The 18,178-nt window shown below is 72.6% G+C and carries 16 protein-coding genes; 8 read left to right on the top strand and 8 right to left on the bottom strand.

Translation table 11 applies throughout. From position 1 onward, the window contains the following. Positions 1-39: 39 nt before the first annotated feature. Complete coding sequence (locus ACZ4TW_RS05310) at positions 40-483, bottom strand: winged helix-turn-helix transcriptional regulator (RefSeq protein WP_465540886.1); 444 nt, start codon at positions 481-483, stop codon at positions 40-42. Positions 484-594: 111 nt separating this feature from the next. Here ACZ4TW_RS05310 and ACZ4TW_RS05305 point away from each other — a divergent pair, with 111 nt between their 5' ends. From ACZ4TW_RS05305 to ACZ4TW_RS05295, 3 genes are all read left to right on the top strand, one after another. Beyond that, on the top strand, positions 595-1,470 hold the full coding sequence (locus tag ACZ4TW_RS05305) for an SDR family oxidoreductase (protein ID WP_465540884.1): 876 nt from the start codon (positions 595-597) through the stop codon (positions 1,468-1,470). 223 nt (positions 1,471-1,693) lie between these two features. Then, on the top strand, positions 1,694-4,039 hold the full coding sequence (locus ACZ4TW_RS05300) for an immune inhibitor A domain-containing protein (RefSeq protein WP_465540882.1): 2,346 nt from the start codon (positions 1,694-1,696) through the stop codon (positions 4,037-4,039). Positions 4,040-4,123: 84 nt separating this feature from the next. Continuing rightward, a complete protein-coding gene (locus tag ACZ4TW_RS05295; RefSeq protein ID WP_465540880.1) occupies positions 4,124-5,311 on the top strand; it encodes an amidohydrolase family protein in 1,188 nt (395 codons plus the stop codon). Here the strand turns inward: ACZ4TW_RS05295 and ACZ4TW_RS05290 are convergent. The 5 genes from ACZ4TW_RS05290 to ACZ4TW_RS05270 all read right to left on the bottom strand — a co-directional run bounded on the left by ACZ4TW_RS05290 (position 5,257) and on the right by ACZ4TW_RS05270 (position 10,787). After that, positions 5,257-6,774, bottom strand: coding sequence for a DUF3482 domain-containing protein (locus ACZ4TW_RS05290; RefSeq protein ID WP_465540878.1), 1,518 nt, complete (start codon positions 6,772-6,774; stop codon positions 5,257-5,259). The genes ACZ4TW_RS05295 and ACZ4TW_RS05290 overlap by 55 nt on opposite strands. Beyond that, positions 6,771-8,243 (bottom strand): DUF2868 domain-containing protein, encoded by a 1,473-nt coding sequence (locus ACZ4TW_RS05285; RefSeq protein ID WP_465540876.1) that lies wholly within the window; start codon positions 8,241-8,243, stop codon positions 6,771-6,773. Before ACZ4TW_RS05285 ends, ACZ4TW_RS05290 begins: the two co-directional genes overlap by 4 nt. A 47-nt stretch (positions 8,244-8,290) precedes the next feature. After that, on the bottom strand, positions 8,291-8,803 hold the full coding sequence (locus ACZ4TW_RS05280; RefSeq protein WP_465540873.1) for a methylated-DNA--[protein]-cysteine S-methyltransferase: 513 nt from the start codon (positions 8,801-8,803) through the stop codon (positions 8,291-8,293). A 120-nt stretch (positions 8,804-8,923) separates the two neighbouring features. Further along, positions 8,924-9,154: a hypothetical protein gene (locus ACZ4TW_RS05275; RefSeq protein WP_465540871.1), complete on the bottom strand. Its 231-nt coding sequence runs from the start codon at positions 9,152-9,154 to the stop codon at positions 8,924-8,926. A gap of 217 nt (positions 9,155-9,371) precedes the next feature. Then, complete coding sequence (locus tag ACZ4TW_RS05270; protein WP_465540870.1) at positions 9,372-10,787, bottom strand: HNH endonuclease signature motif containing protein; 1,416 nt, start codon at positions 10,785-10,787, stop codon at positions 9,372-9,374. A 429-nt stretch (positions 10,788-11,216) separates the two neighbouring features. Between ACZ4TW_RS05270 and ACZ4TW_RS05265 the strand changes: the two genes are divergently transcribed. Together ACZ4TW_RS05265 and ACZ4TW_RS05260 are read left to right on the top strand one after the other, a co-directional pair. Continuing rightward, on the top strand, positions 11,217-11,633 hold the full coding sequence (locus ACZ4TW_RS05265) for a CBS domain-containing protein (protein WP_465540868.1): 417 nt from the start codon (positions 11,217-11,219) through the stop codon (positions 11,631-11,633). Positions 11,634-11,716: 83 nt separating this feature from the next. Beyond that, on the top strand, positions 11,717-11,920 hold the full coding sequence (locus ACZ4TW_RS05260) for a hypothetical protein (protein WP_465540866.1): 204 nt from the start codon (positions 11,717-11,719) through the stop codon (positions 11,918-11,920). A gap of 187 nt (positions 11,921-12,107) precedes the next feature. On the opposite strand, the gene ACZ4TW_RS05255 is transcribed toward ACZ4TW_RS05260, so the two are convergent. After that, a complete protein-coding gene (locus ACZ4TW_RS05255; protein ID WP_465540864.1) occupies positions 12,108-12,983 on the bottom strand; it encodes a hypothetical protein in 876 nt (291 codons plus the stop codon). A gap of 196 nt (positions 12,984-13,179) precedes the next feature. Between ACZ4TW_RS05255 and qcrB the strand changes: the two genes are divergently transcribed. Both qcrB and ACZ4TW_RS05245 read left to right on the top strand, forming a co-directional pair. Next, positions 13,180-14,853 carry a cytochrome bc1 complex cytochrome b subunit gene (gene qcrB / locus ACZ4TW_RS05250; RefSeq protein ID WP_465540863.1) on the top strand — a complete coding sequence of 558 codons (1,674 nt, stop codon included), beginning with the start codon at positions 13,180-13,182 and terminating at the stop codon, positions 14,851-14,853. A gap of 70 nt (positions 14,854-14,923) precedes the next feature. Then, the gene (locus tag ACZ4TW_RS05245) at positions 14,924-15,193 is read left to right on the top strand and encodes a DUF1876 domain-containing protein (RefSeq protein WP_465540861.1); all 270 of its coding nucleotides are present in this window, start codon (positions 14,924-14,926) and stop codon (positions 15,191-15,193) included. A 53-nt stretch (positions 15,194-15,246) separates the two neighbouring features. Here ACZ4TW_RS05245 and ACZ4TW_RS05240 read toward each other — a convergent pair whose 3' ends face one another. Next, the gene (locus ACZ4TW_RS05240) at positions 15,247-16,710 is read right to left on the bottom strand and encodes a S8 family peptidase (RefSeq protein ID WP_465540859.1); all 1,464 of its coding nucleotides are present in this window, start codon (positions 16,708-16,710) and stop codon (positions 15,247-15,249) included. A 275-nt stretch (positions 16,711-16,985) separates the two neighbouring features. On the opposite strand from ACZ4TW_RS05240, the gene ACZ4TW_RS05235 reads away from it, so the two are divergent. Continuing rightward, positions 16,986-18,026 carry a zinc-dependent alcohol dehydrogenase gene (locus tag ACZ4TW_RS05235; RefSeq protein WP_465540857.1) on the top strand — a complete coding sequence of 347 codons (1,041 nt, stop codon included), beginning with the start codon at positions 16,986-16,988 and terminating at the stop codon, positions 18,024-18,026. Positions 18,027-18,178: the final 152 nt, after the last annotated feature.

Below are 18,178 nucleotides of genomic sequence, written 5' to 3'. Positions count from 1 at the left end.
ACCGCCCGCAAGCGCCGCACAGCTGAACGTCAGTCTAGTTCATAACCGGCTGGCCGGTGCAGGCGCGCGATCGCCCGGCGCGGCGCCCAACCCCCGCGCCCCTGCCGGCGCGCCGCCGACGGGCGCGTCGAGCATCGCTTCGCCGTGCTCGGCGACCCACTCGACGAGCGGCAGCATGCGCTCCATGAGCTCGCGCCCGAGGTCGGTGAGCGCGTACTCGACGCGCGGCGGCACCTCGGGGTAGCTCGTGCGCGCGACGAGACCGTCGCCCTCGAGCGTGCGCAGCGTCGAGGCGAGCATCTTCTCGCTGATGCCCTCGACCTCACGGCGCAGTTCGCCCCAGCGCAGCGTGCCGTCGGTCAGGGCGAGCAGCACGAGCACGCCCCACTTGCTCATGATGTGGTCGAGCACGGCGCGCGTGGGGCAGCCTTCGACGAACACGTCGCCGGACGAAGCACGGATTTCCGCAAGACTTACCACCATGTGGGTACCTTACGCGAAAGTGGGTACCTCCGCGAGGGAAGGTGAGGCGGTGCGACGCGGTTGCACCCCGTGAACCGCCCGCGCTCGGGCGCCGATCGAAGGGATTTCCCCATGACCATCCTCGTCACCGCCGCCTCCGGCCACCTCGGCCGCCTCGTGATGGACGCCCTGCTCGACCGGGGCGCCGCCCCCGCCGACATCGTCGCGGGGGCCCGCGACACGTCGAAGCTCGCCGACGTCGCGAGCCGCGGCATCCGCGTGGTCGAGCTCGACTACGCCCGCCCCGAGACCCTCGCGCCCGCCCTCGAGGGCGTCGACTCGGTGCTGCTCATCTCGGGCACCGAGTTCGGCGAGCGCGTCGCGCAGCACCGCAACGTGATCGAGGCGGCGAAGGCGGCGGGCGTCTCCAAGCTCGCCTACACGAGCGGGCCGAAGGCGGCCACGAGCGAGCTCATCCTCATGCCCGAGCACCGCGGCACCGAGGAGGTCATCGCCGAGGTCGGCATCCCGGCGGTGATCCTGCGCAACAACTGGTACACCGAGAACTACGCGCAGGATGTCGCGGTCGCGTCGAACACGGGCGTGATCGCCGCCGCGACGGGCACTGGCCGGGTCGCATCGGCCCCGCGTCGCGACTTCGCCGAGGCGGCCGCGGTCGTGCTCCTCGAGGACGGGCACGTCGGCGAGGTGTACGAGCTCGGCGGCGACGCGCCGTGGACCTTCGACGAGCTGGCCGCGGCGGCGTCCGAGGTGCTCGGCCGCGAGGTCGCGTTCGTCGCGCAAACGCCGGCCGAGCGCATCGCGTCGCTCGTGGCCGTCGGCCTCGACGAGGGCACGGCCGCATTCGTGGCCGGGATCGACGAGGGCATCGCCCGGGGCGACCTGGCCGAGACGGATGGCACGCTCGCGCACCTGATCGGCCGCCCGACGACCCCGCTGGTCGACGCGCTGCGCGACGTGGTCGAGGCGCAGCGCGCGGCGGCGTAGGCGGGCCGGGCGATCGCCCGCGCCCGCGCTCGAGGGGTCGCAACACGCCGCCACCCTGGCGGCCGGTGCGGCGTGTCGTGACTCCTCGCCGTGCGGGCGAATCCTTCCGAGACACTGAGGTTAAGTCAAGACCCTTGAAACACTTCCCCCCATACGGGGGCGCGTGTTAGCTTCCCTTCACATTCGCCCGGCGATCCCGGGCGATTCCCATGAAGGAGAGCATGTGAACCGACGTACGCGCGGAATGCTCGCTGTGGCTGCAGCGAGCGCGACGATGGTGGCCGGAGCCGCATTCGGCCCGGCCGCCCTCGCCGCACCCGCGGAAGACCCGAACACCGGCCCGGCCGCAGCCGCCGAGGCCCGTCCCGACAACCGCCCCGGTCCCCTCACCGAGCGGCAGAACGAGCGGCGCAAGGCCGCGCAGCAGCTGATCCTCTCTGGCCAGGCCTCGCCCGGCGACGACGGCGTCGTGCAGCTCGCCGAGGACAAGTACTTCCAGACCGCCGTCACCGGCACCGGAAAGCTGTTCACGATCCTCGCCGAGTTCGGCGACCAGGGCAGCGGCAAGCTCGGCACCACGCCCGGCCCGCTGCACAACCAGATCGCGAAGCCCGACGCATCCGTGAACAACAGCACGTTCTGGACCGCCGACTTCAGCCCCGCGTACTACGACGAGCTCTTCTTCGGCGACCCCGACCGCGAGGGCGAGGAGTCGTTCGCCGACTTCTACTCCAAGCAGTCGTCGGGCAACTACACCGTCGCGGGCGAGGTCAGCGACTGGGTCCGCGTGCCCGGCAACGCCTCGACGTACGGCGACAACAGCGTCGAGGACTACGGCGGGGCGTGGCAGTTCGTCGAGGACTCCGGCAACGCCTGGTACGAGTCCCGGATGGCGGATGGCGCGACCCTCGAGGAGATCCAGGCCGAGCTCGAGGAGTACGACGTCTGGGATCGCTACGACTACGACGCCGACGGCGATTTCGACGAGCCCGACGGCTACCTCGACCACTTCCAGGCCGTGCACGCCGGCGAGGGCGAGGACGCCGGTGGCGGCGCCCAGGGCGAGGACGCCATCTGGTCGCACCGGTGGTACGTCAACTCGACCGACTACGGCCAGACCGGCCCGACGGTCACGAACGACGCGGGCGTGCCCGAGCAGGTCAAGTTCGGTGGAGCCGAGATCGGCGACACCGGCATCTGGATCGGCGACTACACCACCGAGCCCGAGAACGGCGGCCTCGGCGTGTTCGCGCACGAGTACGCGCACGACCTCGGCCTGCCCGACTTCTACGACACCGCGGGCGGCGAGAACTCCACCGGGTTCTGGACGCTCATGTCGAGCGGTTCGTGGCTGGGCCACGGCAAGGGGGCCATCGGCACCACGCCGAACTACATGGGCCCGTGGGAGAAGCTCCAGCTCGGCTGGCTCGACTACGACGTGGTCTCACCCGGCGAGTCGGGCGAGTTCACGCTGAGCCCGGCCGCCCGCCAGGTCGAGGGCCAGGAGCAGGCGCTCGTGGTCGACGTTCCCGACGCCGGCATCACCAGCACCTACACGACGCCCGCGTCGGGCGCCAACGCGTGGTGGACCGGCAGCGCCGACGACCTCAACACGACGCTCACGCGCACGCTGAAGCTCTCCGGGGTGAACTCGGCGACGGTCACGGCGAAGGCGTGGTACGACATCGAGGCCGGGTACGACTACCTGTACGCCGAGTACCGCCCGGCGGGCACGACCGACTGGATCCAGATCGGCTCGCCGCTCGACGGCTCGTCGAACGGCCGCTGGTCGACGCTGCGCTACACGGTCCCCGGCGGCGGCGACGTCGACTTCCGGTTCCGCTACCAGACCGACGGCGGCGTGCACTACGCCGGCGCCTTCCTCGACGACATCGCGGTGAAGAACGGCGGCACCACGCTGTTCACCGACGACGCCGAGGGCGAGGGCACCAACGGCTGGACGGCCGCAGGCGGCTTCAAGAAGAGCTCGGGCACCGAGACGAGCGAGGGCGACCGCTACTACCTCGTCGAGAACCGCACCTACGTCGACTACGACTCGACGCTGGAGACGGGCCCGTACCAGTTCAGCTACGGCCTCACGGCGCCCGACAAGGTCGAGCACTTCCCGTTCCAGGACGGCATGCTCGTCTGGGCGATCGACGAGGCGTACGGCGACAACAACACGATCGAGCACCAGGGCCACGGCCTGGCGCTCCCGGTCGACGCCCGCCCGGCGAAGTTCACCTTCCCCGACGGCACGGCGCCGAGCAACCGGCGCCAGCCGCTCGACGCGACCTTCGGCCTCGACGAGGCCGACGGCGTGGTGCTCCACAAGGAGGCCACGACGGGCAAGGGAAGGAGCCAGACGGTCTCCCTGCTCGACGCCGCGGCGCCGACCGGCACGATGACGGCGACGTTCTCCGACGATGACCCGAACGCCTACTTCCACCCGAGCAACCCGCTCGGCGGCGTGATCGTGGCCGGCCACGGCGTCGATGTGACGGTGCTCGAGCAGAACACCCGCGGCACGATGACGGTGAGGGTCGTCAACCCGAAGGTCACGCCGTAGTGCGCTGACCGGCGGAGGTTCCGCGCGGGCCCGTCCCTTCGGGGGCGGGCCCGTTCCGCGTCTGCCTGGGTCAGAATGGGCCGCATGGACGCGCACGCCGACGAGCGCCTCGCCGACGCGATCGCGCACATGCCGCTCGTCGACCACCACGTGCACGGCATGCTGCGCGAGCCGCTCGCCGGGGGCGACCTGCTCGACGCCATGGTCCAGGCCGAGCACGCCGTCGACCGCGTCGCGGTGTTCGACAGCCAGTTCGGCTTCGCGCTGCGGCGCCACTGCGCGCCGGCGCTGGGGCTCGAGCCCTTCGCGGATGGCGCGGCCTACCTCGCCGCACGGTCGGCGCTCGGCTTCGACGAGGCCACGCGCCGGCTGCTCCGCGCCTCGGGGATCGCGGCGTACCTGATCGACGACGGTCACGCTCCCGACCGCCTGATGCCCGACGAGCGGATGATGCGACTCGCCGGGGCGCGCTCGCACCCGATCGTGCGGCTCGAGTCGCTGGCCGAGGCGGCGATGGCCGACGCGGCATCCGGCCCCGACTTCCTCGATCGACTCGACGTGGCGCTCGACGCGGCGGCGAGCGACGCCGTCGGGTACAAGACGATCGCGGCCTACCGCACCGGGCTCGCGCTCGATCCCGCGAGACCGTCGGCGTCCGACCTCGCGCGCGCCGCCGACGACTGGTTCGCTTCCCGCGCGACCGCCGCCGGGCGCCCGCGCCTCGACGACCCGGCGATCATCCGCCACCTGGCGTGGTGGGCGCTCGAGCAGGGCTCGGTGCTGCAGGTGCATGTCGGCTTCGGCGACGGCGACCTCCGGTTCGACCGCGCCGACCCGTTCCTCCTGCAGCCGTTCATCGGGGCGACGCAGCACACCGGCGGGCGCATCGCACTGCTGCACTGCTACCCGTTCGTGCGCCAGGCGGGCATGCTCGCGCACCTGTACCCGCACGTGCACCTCGATGCGGGCCTCGCGATCGGGCAGGTCGGTGCGAACGCCGACGCACTCGTGCGCGACCTCCTCGACCTCGCCCCGTTCTCGCGTGTCCTCTTCTCGACCGACGCGTGGGGCGTGCCCGAGCGCGTGCTCGTCGGCGCCCGCGTGTGGCGCGATGCCGCGACCCGCGTGCTCTCGGAGTACGTCACCACGCACGGCTGGCCGGTCGACGAGGCGATCCGGGTCGCCGAGCTGATGGCGTGGCGCAACGCCGAGGCGCTCTACGGGCGGCGGTTCATCGAGGGCGCCGACTCCGAGTCGAGGGCACCGGGGTAGAGGCGGTCGAGGATGGCGCGCGCCATCCGCTCGAGCACCGGCTCGAGGTCGTGCCGCACGCGCTCCTCGCCGTCGGCGCGGCGCGCCCAGATGGCGGCGAGCGTCTCCTGCTCCTCGACCACGGCGTCGACCACCATGGTGCGCCAATTGGGGGCGTACTCGCCCTGCGTCCACGCGCCGCGGCCGCGCCCGTAGTGCGCGATCGCGAGGTAGCGGAGCAGCGCCGAGGTGACGAGTCCGTCGAGGAACGCCTCCTCCCAGCGCAGGGTGGAGTCGCTCCGGCCGCGCACGACGTTGACGCCGCGCGCGATGCCTGCGCCGCCGAGGGCACCGACGATCGCGCCAGCCACCATGCCCGCTCCGAACGTGAGCCCGCCGGCGGCGAGGTCGGCGCCGAGCCCGGTGAGCGCGCCCGAGACCACGCCCGACACGGCCGCGGTGCGGCCCTCGTCGAGCGGCGCCTCGACGTGCACGTCGTCGGCGACGCGCTCGAGCACCTCATCGGCGGCGCGGCCCTCGAGGTCGTGGATCGCGATCAGCCGCTCCATGCTGCGCCGCAGCTCGGCCTGCAGGCGGGCCGCCATCTGCTCCGTGGCATCCGCTCGCGCCTGTGATCGCGCGGCATTGGGCAGGCCGATCGACCCGCCGAGGCGAGCGGCGAGCGGCTCGGCGGGCAGCGTCGCCCGATCGCAGGCGGCACCCGCGATCGGCCGGGCGAGCTCGACCATCGCGGCGTCGAACTGCCGCATGCGGCGCGCGCGCCACTCGGCGGCGAGCCGGGCGAACGCGTTGCGGTCGTCGTCGGCGAGGAGCGGGGCGACGGCGCGGAAGAGGGCGAACTCCTGTACCCAGCAGCGCGCGAACGCGTCGAGCGTGAGCACCCCTCGCACGTGCGGCGCGTCGGCCAGCGCCGCGCGCCAGCGCGCCTCGTCGGCCTCCTCCGTCGCCCGGTCGCGCGGCGGACCGGTCTGGTTGAGCAGCACGAGCACCGGCTTGCCGATCCACTCGAGCACCTCGAACTCGGGCGCGAGGTAGCCGGCATCGGCGGGCGCCTCGGCCGCGTTCACGAGGTAGAGCACGACGTCGGCCTGCTCGGCGACGTTCCGCACCGCGAGCTGGCTGAGCCACAGGGCGCGGTCCTGGTAGCGGTCCCACACCTGTCCGAGGAACCAGCCGATGGGGTTGCCCGCCTGCCCGAGTCGCCGCGCGAGCCGCACGCTGTCGCCGAAGCCCGGGGTGTCCCAGAGCGTGAGGAGGTCGCCCTCATCGGTGCGCACGAGCGGGTACGGCGTCGCCTCCACGGTGACGTGGGGCGCGTCGCGCACCTCGCCGACATCGCGGCCGAGCAGCGTGCGGGCGAGCGTGGTCTTGCCCGCGTTGGTGTGCGAGATGAGGGAGAGCGACACGGCCCCGGCGTCGAGGCCGGGCGGGCGAGCGGCCGCGACCCCCTCTGCCGCGGTCACCGGGCGCTCCCGCGCGGTGCGCTGTCGGCGTCGAGGGCAGCGGATGTCGCGTCCGCGAGCTGCGCCGCCGCATCGGTCTGGTCGGCCGCGGCGAGGTCGACGAATACCGCGGTCCGGCCGTGCGCCTCGATCAGCTCGCGCCACGCCGTGCGTCGCTCGGCGCGCCGCCGCTCGTCGCCGGGCCAGCGCGCGAGGAACGCCGACTCGTCGACGATCGCGGCACCGGATGGCGCGGAGCGCGCGAGCACGCGGAGCAGCCCGCCGTGGGCATCCTCCTCGGGCGTCGCCGCGAGGCCGAACAGCGGGAGCCGGGTCTCGGCGGCGGCGCCCGCGCCATCCGCGTACCACTCCAGCGCGTCGTCGTCGCCCCACGGAACGGGCTCATCGACCGTCACGTCGGCGTTGCCGACGGCGCGCGCGAGCAGCGCGTCGAGCCCGGCGCGCGCCTCGGTCGGCAGCGTGTAGCTGTACGGGATGACGCGCACGCGCGTCGCCTCGCCGACCCAGCCGGCGATGAGGCGGCGGAAGTACGGCTCGTCGAGCGGCACCGCGACGCGGGTCCGCCGGCGTCGCTCGACGATCCCGGCAGCGATCGCGAGGACAAGTCGGGGCACGATGACGACGAGCGCGACCGTTCCGGCCATGAGGTGCATCCAGGCGGCGGCGTTCTCGCTGGCCGGCGCGCGGATCGCCTCGATCGCGGCAACGTCGGGCACCGGGATGCCGGTCACCCACGACCCGGGTGCGAGCGTGACGGCGAGCAGCGCGTGCACCTGCTCGGCGCCCAGGAAGGTGCTCTCCCACGAGGCGCGGTACTCGAACGCGAGGCCGCGCGTGTAGAGGCCGACGAGCACGCCCACCGCGGTCGCCGCGGCGGCGAGGTGGAGGACGCGGGCGGCGCGCGCCCCGTAGAGCGGCGCGGCCACGCGTGCCCACTCGGCGGGCAGCGCAGCGAGGACGGTGCGACGCGCGGCGGTCGCGCCATCCGCTCGCCCGTCGCGGCCCGCGCCGCGCACGGCCGCCAGCCGCACGAGCAGGCCGCGCACCGGGCCGAGCCGTCCGCCGCGGAGCACGGCCGGGCGGATCAGCAACCAGACGTAGACGGCGAGGTTCCAAGCGACGAGCGCGAACACGGGCGGGGCCAGCAGGTTGATGCTCGAGCCGCCGCCGATGCGGTCGACGAGCACGCCGAGCGCGAATGCGGCGACGATCACGACGACGCCGACCCAGGGGCGCCACCGGATGGCCCGCACCGTGCGCGTCACGGACGGCTGGCGGGTGCCGATGCGCTCGAGCACGAGCTGCGCGCGCCGGGCGAGGAACTCGTCGGCGCTCGCGCGCTCCCCCACGATCGTGGCCGCCGCGCGGCTCGCCCACTCGCGGTCGGCGTCGCTCCAGAGCAGCCGTTCGCGGTCGCCCGTCTCGACGGCACGCGCCGCCGTCACGTCGAGGGCGGCGGACTCGTCCATGTGCGCCACTCTATGCCGGGCCCGGCCGAGGGGCTGGCGTTCCCGGGTCAGAACAACCGGCCCTGCGCGACGACCGCGGCGCCCTCGAGTTCGAGCAGTGCCCGTTTGCGCTCGAGCCCGCCGGCGTAGCCCGTGAGCGAGCCGTCGGCGCCGACGACACGATGGCACGGGACCAGGATGCTCAGCGGATTGCGTCCCACCGCTCCGCCGACGCGCCGTGCGAGTCGGCGGTCGCCGAGGCGATCGGCGAGCGCGCCGTACGTGGTCGTCTCGCCGTACGGGATGCCGCGCAGCATGCCCCACACCGCGTGCTGGAACTCGTCGCCCGTGGGCGCCAAAGGGAGGTCGAACTCGTGTCGCGTGCCATCGAGGTACTCGCCGAGCTCGACGCCGAACCGCGCAATCAGCGGGTCGGCGCGGCGATCGACCTCGACTCCGATCGAGCCGACCGCGGGCGGATGCCAGTGCCCCGGGAAGTACACGCCGACGAGCGCGTCGCCATCGGCGACCACCAACAGCTCGCCGAGCGGCGTCGGCAGCGCGGCATGGCGACGTGACATGCGTCCATCCTTGCCCGGAACGACCGTGACCGTGCCCGCTCCACCAGCGGGAATCGGACGTCACCATCCGAGCGGACCGGTCCTGCGGATCCACGTCATGCCGTGGCGTCGCACGACAGGTCACTCCCGCGGCGTCCGGTGCCCTCCGCCGGTGTCGAGGTCGTCGCCGAGCTCGAGGTCGGGGCCGTCGCTCTCGGTGATGTTCGCGCCCTCGAAGAACGGGTCGACTCCGAGTTCCCGGTCGTGCTCGGCCTTGAGTCGCGCCTGCTCGCGCGCGCTGTCGGCGAAGTCGCGGTCGTCGGGAAGGTCTGCATCGCCGGATCGGCCCCGGCGGTCTCCGGTGTCGCTCACATGGTCCTCCTCGGGTCGGGAAGGTCTGCATCGCCGGATCGGCCTCGACGGTCTTCGGTGTCGCTCACGTGGTCCTCCTCGGGTCGGCCGGCTCAGGCTACGCCGCGGCCATGCCGACCGCAGGGGGGTTGCGCGCCGCCACCCACCGCACTCCTCCACGGCACCTCGCACGCCCGCGCGCCCGCTCTTCCACGGCACGTCACAGGTCGGCTCCGCTTCACGCCGCCGGCGCCACACTTCTTCGATCCGACCCCGCCCGCTGATCGGCCAGCCGCGTCGGCGATTTCGTCGACGGCCGCCATCCGCCGCCGCGGTCGAGCCAGGACGGCGGCCGCACGTGCGGCACACCTCGGATCATGCGGATCGCCCACCCCGAGGTGTCGATGCTGCGATGGTGGAACCAGCAGAGGAGGACCCCGTTGTCGGGATGCGTCGGGCCGCCGTCGGCGTCGGGGACGACGTGGTGGATCTCGCACCACGCGGCCGGCACGGAGCAACCGGGGATGAGGCATCCGCCGTCGCGCAGCGTGATCGCGCGGCGCTGGTGCGGGGTGAAACAGCGTTCCGGTGAGCCGAGCGCGAGGATGCGCCCGTCGTCGTCGAACACGACGGCCTGCGTGCCGCCGGTGCACATCATGTGCTTCGCGGCGCGCAGCGAGATCGGGATGTCGACGCCCTCGGCGTGGGCGACGCCGCGCCCGGCGGCGAGGTCGGACTGCCGGACGCTCACGAGCACGGTCGGGGACGCACCGCCGATGGACGGATGCTCACCCGACCGGGCTGCGCTGTCGATCGCCGCGGCGAACACATCGTGCCGCTGCTGATCGGCAGTACGCTCCTCGCCCGACTCGACGACCTGTTCCCGAACGGCATCGGTCTGGAAACCCCCGCCCGATCGCGGCGAGAGGTGCGCATCGAACAGGCGGGTCAGCTTGGCGGCCACCTCGGGCATGAGATCGCCTGACAGCGGAATGAGTCCATCGCGTGCGCGACCGAGTCGGATGCCGCGGCGGCGCAGCGCGCGCTCGTCGTCGGGTTCGCGGCCATCCTGATCGAGGAAGGTCGCCCAGGCCTGGGCCTGCACGCGCAGCTCGTCGGCGGTGCAGCGCACCGGTGTGCCATCGCCGACGCCGGTGCCCTCGGCCACCAGCGCCTGCTCCGCGGCGGCGAACGCAGCCGGCTCGGCGACGGGGCGGGCGCGCTCGAGTTCGCGGATGATCGCGGCAGCGGCATCGGCCCCGAGCCCTCCCCCGGCGAGCGCCGCGGCGACCCCCGGGAACCTCGCCGGAAGCGTCTCGCCGAGCAGCCCCGGGGAGGTCCGCGTGGCGGCACCCAACGCGATCCGGCGCCGCGCTTCGGCACCCGACACCTGCGTCGCGCGCTCGATGAGCTCGCCTGCCGACCGGCAGCCCCGCCGTGCCGACAGCCGCTGGTCGCCCAGCTCGATACGCGACCGCTCCGCGACTTCGCCCGCGTACGCCGCACGCTGCGCATCCACCAATCGGCCCAGCGCCTCGACCGCCCCGAGTTCGGCGAGCAGTTCGTCGTCATCGCACCGGCTCGGCCGGTCGAATCGCACGCCGTGCGCGAACAGCGAGTGAAGCTGCTCGAGCAGGTCGCGCGTCGTGGTCATGGGTCCATCATCGCGGCACCCACCGACATCGCGATGGCATAAAACCGCAGATCAGCCTGTGGATATCTTCTCCTAAGGCGGCCTGTGGAGGACGAGTTGAGAGCGCACCCGACCGAGTCCGTACAACCAGATGCATCGGCGCCATCAGCGACCGCCCACGCAACGAACGAGCCGGCCCGAGCGCGCGCCATCCGACCTCGGCCACCCCGACCGCGCGACCCCAGCCCGCGCCATCCGACCCCTCGGCCACGCCGACCGAGCCGACCCCAGCCCGCGCCATCCGACCCCCCGGCAACCCCGGCCGCGCAACCCCAGCCCGCACCATCCGACCCCTCGACCACCCCGCGTCAACCCCCGCGCGGCGCGCGCACGCCCCGCGTAGCCTGCCAGCGTGATCGCAACCGACGATCGCGAGAAAGGACGGCAACCATGACTGTCGCACGCGACCTCATGACCCCCGACCCCACCTGCGTGAAGGAGGGCCAGACCCTCGTCGAGGCGGCCCGCATGCTGCGCGACCTCGACGTCGGCGCCATGCCGATCTGCGGCGACGACAACCGCCTCAAGGGCATGCTCACCGACCGCGACATCGTCGTGAAGTGCATCGCGCAGGGCGGCGACCCCAACAGCGTCACGGCGGGCGAGCTCGCCGAGGGCAAGCCGGTGACGATCGGTGCCGATGACGACATCCGCGAGGCCCTGGAGATGATGCAGAAGCACCAGGTCCGACGGCTGCCGGTGATCGACGGGCACGACCTCGTCGGCATCATCGCGCAGGCTGATGTCGCCCGCGAGCTCTCCGCGCACCAGACCGCCGAGACGGTCGGCGAGATCTCCGAGCCCTGAGCGGGCGGGCCGCAGGCGAGACCCGAGCGGATGTCGCGCCGCGCCATCCCACGAACGGCAAACCTGACACGAAGGAGCGACCCATGACCGACGGGAGCACGTCCGGCGGCCTCGCCTCCGGGCCCGACGACGCCGACCTCGAGACGCAGGACACGCTCGATTCGCCGGACGCCGGCGCCGAGCGATCCGGCGACACCGGCACCCCCGGCGCGCCGGGCAGCGACGCCCCGATGACCGACTCGACCGACGGCGGCCTGGAGGGCGGCGACCCGGGCGTCGAGGAGTGACGTGAGACGCATGAGAATCCGGGCTATGGGCCGCGTGGGGCGGCCTTGGCCCGGATTCTCATGCAGACGAGCCTCGTCACGCGAACGACCAGTAGCGCCGCGTTCTAGTCGCTCACCCGCCCGCGCCGGACGCTGACCGACCGGCGGGGCGAGCGGGAACCGTGAACTGACTGCTGCGCAACCGCGATCACCAGATCGGTCTCGCGCGCGCGATGATCCTTCCCACGACGTCCGCCCACTCGATCTTCTGAACGAAGTCATCGGCGGTGGAAAGCCTCGACTGCAGACCTTCAGCGCGCTTGGCGAGAGTGCTTTGCTTGAGGTTTCCGTTCGCGTCCTCGACCTTCGACGCGCAGGGCGAAATGCTCAGCATGAGCCGTTCCATAACGTCGTCCACGTTCTCAGCGGTCGCTCCCGCCTCGAGGGCGCCCGACACGCAGGTCACCACCGCGGCGCGCGTCGCCCCTTTCGAGGCCCACTTCTTGAACTTGTCGAACGCCAGCTTGCCCGCTGTCGTGGCGGCGGTGACCGCCATGGTGAGATTCGCGTCGAAATCCCAACGGAACTCGCTCGGGCTGGTCTCCACGTACATCGCCTCGCCTGCGAGAACGAAGTTGCCGTCGTCGCCGTTCCCCATGAGGAATTCCCGGATCGCCTCGTTGGACGCGTTCGTCGCAGCTGACGCATCGCCGTCCATCACCTCGAAGGGCGGTGTCACCAGCTGGGGGTATACCGCCGCCGGTGAGGACCAGAAACGAACCGGCTGGGACGAGGTGTTGTTCAGCACCACGAATGTGCCCCACACATCCGAGCACATGCCGATCTTGTCCGCCTCGGGCTGCAGCCCCTCATCATCGATGATCAGCTGATGAAGCAGAGGAGCGTCGGGTGGGCACTCCCACACCGGCGCGCGATACGCGCCCATCGTCGTGGGAACGATCAGGGCGAAGGCGACCATCGCGGTGAGCGCGCGTACGTGTCGCCCACGCGCATGCTGCGGCTGGGTTCCCATTCCTCGTTCGGTGGGATGCGCGTCGGGCGGTAGCTGGTCCATCTTCGTCACCGACCTTCCGGAGTGCGAATGGCGCGATCGCCGTCGGCCGTGAAACGCCCAGTGCGCCGTATCGCAGTACTCGGGATCGTCCCGCAGCTGAGGAAATCTCGCCTCAGTGCTGGCGCTGAAATGCGGCGCGAGCGGATGTCACAGATCGGCGTCGGCCGGGGTCATATGTGTGACGCCACTCACGAGGAGGCCGCTCATGCGAACGCTCACCGACCAGGACGCCGGCACCGGCACCGCCACGACCCGACCGCAGCACCCCGAACGCCGCCGCCGCCCGTCCGCGACCGACCGGCTCGCGACATCCGTCGCGAACGCCACGATCTTCGGCCGCCGCGTCGCCGACCTCCGCGACGACCTGCGCCGCCGCACCGTCCCCACCCACTGGACGAACCTGTTCGGCGCCGTGACCCTCGCGTGCCTCGCGGTGATCACCGTCACGGGCCTGTGGCTCATGTTCTTCTACGTGCCATCCGGCGACCCGACCACCTACGACGGCGGATACGCACCGCTGCACGGTGCGGAGGCCTCGAAGGCGTTCGCCTCGACGATGCGGATCACGTTCGACGTGCCGGGCGGCCTGCTCATGCGCCAGGCACACCACTGGGCGGCGCTGCTGCTGCCCGCGTCGATCATCATGCAGCTGCTGACGAGCTTCTTCACGGGCGGGTTCCGGCGGCCGCGACGCGGCATGTGGGTGCTGCTGTTCCTCATCTTCATCGCTGCACTGGCGGGCGGATGGAGCGGCTACGCCCTGCCCGACGACCTGCTCTCGGGCACGGGCCTGCGCATCACCGAGGGCATCGCGCTCGGCATCCCGGTCGTCGGCACGTGGCTCGCGTCGCTGCTCTTCGGCGGACCGTTCCCCGGCCGGATCATCGAGCACCTCTACCCGCTGCACGTCGCGATCGTGCCGGCCGTGCTCGTCGTGCTCGTCGTGCTGCGGGCGCTGGCGGCGTGGCGGGCCGGGCCGGCGCAGTTCCCCGGCCTCGGACGCCGGCAGGCGAACGTCGTGGGCGTCCCGCTCGTGCCGACCGCCGCCGCGCGCGCGGGCGGGCTGTTCCTCATCGTCTCGGGCGTGCTGCTCGCGATCTCGGCGACCGTCGCGATCAACCCGATCTGGTCGTACGGCCCAGCCGACTCGGGCAGCGCGACCGCGGGGAGCCAGCCCGACTGGTACACCGGGTTCCTGGACGGCGCGCTCCGGCTCGTGCCATCCGGTTGGGAGCTGGTGCTGTTCGACCGCACGTGGACGCTCGCGATCCTCGCGCCCCTCGCGGTCGTGACGGTGTTCCTCGTCGTGGTCGCGGCCTACCCGTTCCTCGAGGAGTGGGCGACCGGCGACCGCCGCGACCACCACCTGCTCGAGCGGCCGCGGCACGTGCCGACCCGCACGGGCATCGGCGTCGCCGGCATCGTGTTCTTCGGCACCCTCTGGGCGGCGGGCAGCGCCGACGTCATCGCGACGCAGTTCGGCGTGACGTTCGAGGGCGTCATCGGAGTGCTGCAGGCGACGCTCGTGCTCGGGCCGGCGGTCGCGTTCGTGGTGACGCGGCGCGTGTGCCTCGGCCTGCAGCGGCGCGATCGCGACATCCTGCAGCACGGCTACGAGACGGGTCGCATCGTGCGCCTTCCCGGCGGCGAGTACGTCGAGGTGCACCAGCCCGTGGGCGAGGCCGAGCGGGCGCGGATGGCACGCCCCGAGCCGCCGCTCGTGCTCGTGCTTCGGCCCGACGACGACGACCGGTTCCGGCTCGCGCGGCGGCTGCAGGTGCGGATGTCGCGGTGGTACCTCGCCGACAGCGTCGACTCGGAGACGGGCGCGCGGATGGTGCCGGCGCGCCCGAGCCCGCGGGTGGACGTCCGATCCTGATCGCTCGCCGCGCGCCCCGCACCTGAGTACGCTGACCCTCGGAACCAGACCGGGGAGGGTGGTGAGTTCCATGCCCGCGACGAAGCAATGGAGCATCACCGTCGACATCGACGAGGACGAGAACGTCACCAAGGCGGAGGTCAGCCTGCCCACGCCCGCGGGTCAGGGCGTGACCGGCGTCGGCCAGGCGAACCGCCATCCGCTCGATCCGAGCGTGCCCGAGATCGGGGACGAGCTCGCCGTGGCGCGCGCATTGCGGAACCTCTCGGAGCGGTTGATGCGCACGACCGAGAAGGACATCACTGGCATCACCGGCGAGCCCGCGCACGTGCACCGCTAACGGGCGGCGGAACCGCGGGGTCGCGGTCGGACCGTGGCGTTATCGCCCTCGACTCAGCGCGCCTGCGTCGCGAAGAGGTGGTAGAGCAGCGCGAGGTATCGGTCGCTGATGCGCGGCAGCCGCTCGATCCGCTCGAGGGCCCGGAAGATCGCCGCCAGGTTGGGCATCACCCCGATGCGATCGACGACCGGGTCGGCGCTCGGCGTGTTGAGCCGCGAGCGCATCCACGCGCGCACCGTCGCCGGGTCGAACGGGCGACCGGTGCGAGCCCGCTGCCGGCTCTGCAGCAGCACCGCGGCCCCCGCGACGATCGCACTGGCGCTCGAAGTGCCGCCGAACGTTGCCGTGTAGGCGATGGTCGACGTTCCCGTGCCACCGTCGCCTGCGGTGTCGACGTTCTCTCCCCACGCGTAGCAGTCGACGCGGCTGCCGTAGTTCGAGAGGCCGATGCGCGCATGCGGCACGGAGGAGGTCGCGCCGCCGACCATGATGGCGCCGGAGTCGCGGTGGCCGGGGTCGTCGACGTCGAGCACGTGGCGGCCGCCGGCGTCGGTCCACGCATCCAGGTCGGCGCCGCCGTTGCCCGCCGCCTCGACGACGACGATGCCGGCATCCACGGCGTCGCGGATCGCGTCGAAGACCGCCCGCTCGACCTCGACGGGCAGGGTCGTGCGCGAGAAGCTGCCCACGGAGGTCTGAACTTCCAGCAGCAGCACGTCGCCGGGCGACATCGCGTCCGTCGCCGAGATGATGGCCGCCGCAGTGCTGTAGGTCGTGGGCGTGAGGTACGTCGACACGACCCGCGCCGACGCTCCGGGCGCGATGCCCACCCCGCCTTCCGTGTTGTCCACCGCGACGATCTCGCCGAGCACCGCCGTGCCGTGACCGTGGCCGTAATGGTTCAGACCCGAGATGATGGTGATGCCCGCCGCCGCGAGATCCACGTGGTCGAGCGTCCACCCGCCTTCGAGGTCGACGAGGCCGACGCCGCTGCCGTCGGCCCGCCGCCACGCCGATTCGGCGTCGATCCCAATGGGCGCCGCGTTCAGGTAACCCTGGTCGCGGCGCCGCGGGTTGGCCGCCGCGTTCACCGGCGGGCTCGGCGGCTCGGTCGGTCCGCCCTCGACGTACGCGGTCTCGACCTCCTCGAGCTCGTCGAGGATCTCGGCGAGTTGCCGCGCGGATGCCGCGTCCGGCACGGTGATCGCCGCGTAGCCGTCGAACCGTGCTCGCCTGCCGCGCCCGAGTCGCCTGCGCTCGTCGTCGCCGACCAGGGACTCGAGGTGCGCCTCGCCGGCGAGCCGGTCCTGGAGTTCGGCGATCACGTCGGCGAGGTACGCCGCGGCCTCGATGAGTTCGCCGCCGATGTCATCCTCCCGCTCGCCCCCGCGTCGCTCGCGTGGGCGTTTGTCCAGCGCGCGACGGCGTCGCGCTTCATCGGCCACCTTCACGACCACCCGCGGCCGCACGCCTGACGCGTCGGTCGTTGCCGCCTGCGTGTCGTCGTTCCCCATCATCCGTTCGCTCCGTCCTGCCTGGCGGTTTCGCTCGCGCGTGCGCGGGACGCGCCGCACGAGCGGCCGGCCGTTCGATGGATGTTGCGCGCATCATGCGCTCGGCCCGGGCGGGCCGCATCCGGGTCTTCCCGGAGGGGCGTGACGGGCGTGTCCTCGCGCCGGCCGGGCCCCGCGGGACCTAGTCCCCGTGCGTACGCGAGCCCGCCGCGAAGACTGGGAGCCGGGTCCCGCGTTGACCGCGGGAGCCGACCCGGCACCCGATCAGGAGGAACATCATGCGTGCAGCCGTCGTGACGGCGTTCGACCAGCCCGTGGCCCTGCAGGACCGGCCGATTCCCGAGCCCGGCACCGGTCAGGTGCTCGTCCGCCTCGAGGCGTGCGGCCTCTGCCACACCGACATCCATGCCATGCGCGGCGACTGGCCGGTCAAGCCCGGCCTGCCGTTCGTGCCCGGACACGAGGGCGTCGGCATCGTCGAGAAGGTCGGCGAGGGCGTGACCTCCCGTTCGGTCGGCGAGCGCGTCGCGATGCCGTGGCTCGGGCACGCGTGCGGCGAGTGCCGCTTCTGCGTCTCGGGGCGCGAGAACCTGTGCGAGCAACAGCAGAACACCGGCTACTCGATCGACGGCGGCTACGCCGAGTACCTTGTCGCCGATGCGAAGTTCGCGTCGCGCGTGCCTGAGGGCATCTCGGCGCTGGATGCCGCGCCGCTCACGTGCGCGGGAGTCACGACGTACGCGGCCGTGAAGAACGCGCACGTCGTGCCCGGTGAGCGCGTCGCCGTCTGGGGCGTCGGCGGCCTCGGACACCTCGCGGTGCAGTACGCACGGCTCGTCGGCGCCGAGGTGATCGGCGTCGACATCACGCAGGAGAAGCTCGACCTCGCGCGCGAGCTCGGCGCCGACCACGTCGTCGACGCCTCCGCCGGCGACCCGGTCGCGGCGATCGCCGAGCTCGGCGGAGCGGATGTCGCGATCGTGCTCGCCGTCGCGCCGCAGGTCTTCGACCAGGCGTTCGCGTCGCTGAACCGCGGCGGCCGGATGGTGCTCGTCTCGCTCCCCGCTGAGGGCACGCTGACCGTGCCGGTGTTCGACACCGTGCTGAAGGGCATCTCGATCATCGGCTCGATCGTCGGCACCCGGCAGGACCTCGACGAGGTGTTCGCGCTGCACGCCCTCGGCCGCACGCGCGTCGTCGCGGTGCCGCGCGACCTCGGCGACGTGAACTCGGCGGTCGACGAGGTGCTGCACGGCGACGTTCCCGCGCGGCTCGTGTTCGAGTACGGGGGCGGACCGGGCGAGGCCACCAGCAGCTGAGCGCATCCGCGGTCGCGAGACGCCACTTGCACCGGGTGGGCAGCCATGCCGACCGCGCGGAAAGGGCGACTCGACGGGCTGACGCGCCCGCGATCCACCCCCAACGGGTGCCACCGCCCTCGCCGCTCGAGGTGAATACTGACCCCAGACCC

The sequence above is a fragment of the Agromyces sp. NPDC029043 genome, from assembly GCF_055564615.1.
The sequence above is the reverse complement of the archived record's forward strand: the minus strand, read 5'-3'. Positions and strand labels throughout refer to the sequence as shown.